The organism is Catenulispora rubra, from assembly GCF_015356825.1.
GTDB classification, from domain to species: Bacteria; Actinomycetota; Actinomycetes; order Streptomycetales; family Catenulisporaceae; genus Catenulispora; species Catenulispora rubra.
On sequence record NZ_JAACYW010000520.1, the window covers coordinates 1 to 3,326 of the forward strand.

Genomic DNA, 3,326 nt, shown 5'->3' on the forward strand with positions numbered 1-3,326 from the left:
AGCCAGAACCAGGGCGAGCGGTGCCGGAGCGGGCGGCGCGGGGTGGGTTGTGTGGGATCGGGTTTTGTGCGCGCGGGGCTGGGACTGGAGCTTCCGGTTCCGGGGCTGGATCTGGTGCCGCGGCCGGCAGTGGTGATGCCGACGCCGGCACCGGGATGCTGGCCGGTGGCGCGGCGGAGGCGATCGCGTGAGCGCGGCGATCCGTGTCCTGCTGGCCGACGATCAGGCCCTGCTGCGCGGCACCTTCCGCCTGCTGATCGACTCGACCCCGGATCTCGAAGTGGTCGGCGAGGCCGGCAACGGCCGCGAGGCGGCGAAGCTCTCCGAGGAGCTGCGTCCGGATCTGGTGCTGATGGACATCCGGATGCCCGTGCTCGACGGTCTGGAGGCCACCCGCCTGATCGCCGCCGACCCGGCGCTGGCCGGCGTCAAGGTTCTGATTCTCACCACGTTCGAGCAGGACGAGTACGTCGCCGAGGCCCTGCGCGCCGGGGCCGGCGGGTTCCTCGGCAAGGGCGTGGACCCGGAGGAACTGCTGCGGGCGATCCGCACGGTCGCCGGCGGCGAGTCACTGCTCTCCCCCGCCGCGACGCGTGCGCTGATCGCCCGGTTCCTGGCTCAGCCTTCTGACACGCCGTCCGTCACCGCTCCGCTGGACGCGCTGACCGCGCGCGAGCTGGAGGTCGTGACGCTGGTCGCCGCCGGGCTGTCGAACGAGGAGATCGCCGGGCAGCTGTTCGTCACGCCGCTGACCGCGAAGACGCATGTCAACCGAGCCATGACGAAGCTCGGGGCGCGGGATCGGGCGCAGGTCGTGGTGATCGCGTACGAGTCGGGGCTGGTGCGGCCGGGGTCAGGGCACTGATTCGTTGTTTCGCTGTTTCGCTGTTTCGCTGTTTCGCTAGTCCGTGTTTTCAGAGCGCGCCGCGACGCTGCAACGCCGTGAAGGCGAACCATCCCGGGATCACCGGCAGCCACCACGTCAGCAGCCGGAACACGATCACCGACGTCGCCGCGACCGCCGACGGCACCCCGGCCGTGGTCAGGCCCGCGGTCAGCACCGCCTCGACGCCGCCGATGCCGCCGGGCGTCGGGACCAGTGAGCCGACCGCCTTGGCCACCAGGTAGGCGACGCCCATCGCGGCCAGGTTCACGTCGTTCCCGCTGACCGCGTTCACCGACGCCCACAGGCAGAAGCTCGCCGCCAGCGGCAGCCCCACCGCGCCGCCGAACGCCTGCGCCAGCTTGCGCGGGGAGCGCGCGACCTGCAGGAGCTCCGGCCCGATGTCGGTGACCAGGGGCTTGGCCCGGCTGATCACGAACGCGCGCAGCTGCGGGATCGCGGCGATCAGCAGGCCGATCACGGCCAGCGCGATGACGACGCCGGTGACCGTCGCAGAGGGCGTGATCGCCGACAGGCCGCCGGACTCCTTCTGGTGGTTCCCGGCGAACGCGCTGAACAACAGCAACAACACCAGGTAGCAGGCGAAGCCGATGACCTGCGACACGCCGACGGCGGTCACGGCACGCGCCACGGGTATGCCGGCGCGTTGTAGGAACCGCGTGTTGACGGCCAGGCCGCCGACGGCCGCGGGGGCGACGAGGCCGGCGAAGGCCGCTGCGACCTGCGCGGTGATGGTCCGGCCCACCGGGACGCGTTCCTTGACGCAGCCCAGGAGGTTGAAGGCGGCCGCGACGTAGGTCAGGCCGGAGGCGACGGCGGCACCGACGACCCAGCCCCAGGCCTGCCAGGTGTTCAGCTTCGGTACCTGGAAGCCGGTGAGCTGGGTGGCCAGCAGGTAGAAGGCGATGGCGCCGCCGACGACGCTGAGGAGAGTTCGAGGTCTGACACGCTCCAGGCTGACCGGCTGGACGTCCGCCTCGGGGTGCAGGGCGACGATGCGGTCGCGGATGGCGCCGACGACGTCCGCGCGGTCGCCGGCGGCGCGGTGGCGTCGCAGGGCTTTGGTGGTGTCCTCGGAGAACAGGATCGGCTGCATGAGCGGGAGCAGGGAGGCGACGGTCGCGGGGCCGAGGGCGTCGACGGCTTCTTCGGTGGCGCGTCCGGGGCCGACGCGCAGGGCGAGGGAGACGAGGAGTTCGGCGCCGTCGAGGCGGCAGAGCATGTCCTCGGCGGTGATCTCGCCGTAGCCGACGTCGGTGAGCCACAGGCAGCCGGCGGGGTCGAGGCGGAGATGGTCGGTGGTGAGTTCGCGGTGCGCGAGTTGGCGGCTGCGCAGGTGCTGCCACAGGGCCCAGACGTCGTGGTGGAGGGCGGGGGTCCAGGCGCGGTCGGAGAGGTCGGCCAGGCGCGGGGCGTCGAGGTGGTCGTAGGCGAGCAGGGCGGTGTCCTGGTCGACCTGGCGGGCCGAGCGCAGGCGCGGGGTGCGGATGGCCGCGGCTTCGACGGCCATGGCCATCAGGACTTCGCTCTCGACCGTGCGGCGCAGGGAGAAGAAGCTGCGGCGGCGGACCGGGCCGCGCAGGCGGATCCACTGCCAGAGGCGGGAGGCGAGGTAGGCGGCGCGTTGGCTTTGGTCGAGGACGGAGAGGTCGAGGGTTTGTTTGGGGTGGTGCTGTTCTTCGGCGGCCGCGTGGCCGTTGGCTGCGGCGGTGACGGCGACGCGGAAGCGTCGCGCGCCGTCGGCGCCGGGTTCGAGGACGCGGACCGAGCCGGGGTGGGCGCGGAAGCCGTCGTGGTCGAGTTCGGCGAGGATGCGCGCGATGCCGGGGCGGGTGTCGAGGACGCCGCGTACGGAGATCCAGGCGGTGGCGACGATCTGGCCGAGCAGCGCCGACAGCAACACGCCGGTGACGGAGTCCTGGCCGAGCAGCACGACGGCGAGCCCGCCGAGCGCGGCGGTGGTGAGGAAGAGCGTGCGGTACTGGCTGCGGCTGAACCCGAGCACGGTCACCACCGCGACGCCGACCGCCAGCTGGACCTGCATCGGCGTCGCGCCGCCGATGGCCTGCGCTACGGCGGAGTCCTGGAAGTGCGAGGTGATGACGTTGACGCTGAACGCGGCGAGGTAGGCAACGGTCGCGGCGCCGACGGCATCGACGACCAGCACGGTCTCCCGCTTGACCAGGCGCTCCACGGCGAGGGCGACCGGCACGCCGATGACGGAGAGGAACGCCAGCACCTGCACCACGTTGAGCATGAAGCGGGGAAAGGCGGCGGCACGGTGCAGGATCTCCTGACGCAGGTCACAGCCCGCGCGGTGACCCACGACGCCGGCCAGCGCCAGGAGGACGGCGAGGGCGACGGCGCCGATGAGGCGGAGGCGGTCGGCGGGGAGGCGGATGCGGCGATTGGGGTCGGGGGC

At 72.4% G+C, this 3,326-nt stretch carries 2 protein-coding genes; one reads left to right on the forward strand and one right to left on the reverse strand.

Features of this window, described 5'->3' with window-relative positions; translation table 11 throughout:
- Positions 1-187: 187 nt before the first annotated feature.
- A complete protein-coding gene (locus GWK61_RS53380) occupies positions 188-865 on the forward strand; it encodes a response regulator (RefSeq protein WP_194922051.1) in 678 nt (225 codons plus the stop codon).
- A 49-nt stretch (positions 866-914) separates the two neighbouring features.
- Here GWK61_RS53380 and GWK61_RS53385 read toward each other — a convergent pair.
- A partial coding sequence (locus GWK61_RS53385; RefSeq protein ID WP_194922053.1) for a lysylphosphatidylglycerol synthase transmembrane domain-containing protein occupies positions 915-3,326 on the reverse strand: 2,412 nt, incomplete at its 5' end.